Here is a 1,510-nt window from a genome sequence, read left to right on the forward strand (position 1 = left end):
CAGCTAATACCTTATCAGTATCCGATAATGGAACAGACCAGGTTATTGTTTATTCAGTAATGGATGCTAAAGGCTGTATTGTTGGAGGAAATATTACAGTAGATAAATATTTACCGTTGACCGGTATTACCTTTAGTGTTGATAAAGCACCAGTTTGTCCAACGCATGTTGCTGATATCAGAGTTGCAGCAGTTGGGGGCTATGCGATTGCTAAATACGAGATCATTTCTCCGATCACAGTTGATAACGGAAATAATCCTTTATTTACAGATTTGGCAACCAATGTTACTTATTTATTCAAGGTAACCGATGCCAATGGATGTTCAATAGAGGATAATTATAAAGTTGAGCCAGTGGTTAATATTACGGTTTCTGGTGAGCTAGTAAGCGATGTTACTTGTAATGTAACACCTGCGGTTGCTAACGGGGCTGTTAAATTTACAGTTGGCAGTTTTGCCACTACTTACAGTTACTCTGTTAACGGTGGTGTGGCAGTAACAGGTCAGACTGCATCAACTATTGACCTTACCGGTTTAGGAACAGGTCCTTACGTAATTGTTGTGATAGATGAAGTTACAGGTTGTGATGCTACAGCAACAGTTACAGTTGGCCAGCCAAACCCATTGACCCTTACAGAGGTTAGCAATATCAATGCAAATTGCAACAATGGTGCTCAGGTTACAGTTCTTGCCGGTGGAGGCACACCAGCTTACACTTATGCATTTGTTGCCAATAATGTTGCGCCAGTTGCAGCAGACTATACTTCTAGTGCCAGTGCAGTGCTGCCATTTACGGCACCAGCACCTAATGATTATGATGTTTGGGTAAAAGACAGCAATGGCTGTACCTTTAAATTGGATATTGTGATCAATGAAGATGCTTCCCCGGTTATCGTTATGCCGGCAGCACAGTGTTTTGTTGGAACAGCATTTACGATTGATTTATCGGTAGGTCAGACAGTTTCTAAACTTCCGGCTACTTATACTATAAACGGCTCAGGCCAGTCAGCTTCAACTTATAGCATTACTGCTCCTGGTACTTATCAATTGAGTATTACAGATGGCAACGGATGTGTTTCTAACACGGTATCGTATGAGGTTAAACCACAGTTAACCTTGAGTGCTAATATGACACAGGATTTAACCTGTATTGCTAATGCAAGTGTTACTTTAACAGCATCAGGAGGAACTTCTACGTATGTGAGTTATGAAGTAAATGATGGTTCGGGCTATGTTGCTTCTGCGAATCCGTTTACAACAGGTACAGATGGTACTTATAAATTTAGGGTAACGGATTCCCAAGGATGTCAGGCTGAATCAGGCGATGTTATTGTAACGCCAAGAACTACTCCTACCGCTTTGGTTGCAGAAACCCATGTAAGCTGTTTTGGAGGCAGTAATGGAACCATTACCTTGACACCTGCTGATGGACTTGCTCCATATAGCTATACCCTTACAGGTGCAGGTGCCAATACAAGCGGAGATGTTACAGGAACTTATACAGGATTGCC

At 41.8% G+C, this 1,510-nt stretch carries 1 protein-coding gene; it reads left to right on the forward strand.

What is annotated here, in order from left to right:
- On the forward strand, nucleotides 1-1,510 hold a 1,510-nt coding region (locus tag DMB65_RS21815; protein WP_133249524.1), incomplete at both ends, for a SprB repeat-containing protein.

The organism is Flavobacterium cheongpyeongense (assembly GCF_003202435.1).
Taxonomy (GTDB): Bacteria; Bacteroidota; Bacteroidia; order Flavobacteriales; family Flavobacteriaceae; genus Flavobacterium; species Flavobacterium cheongpyeongense.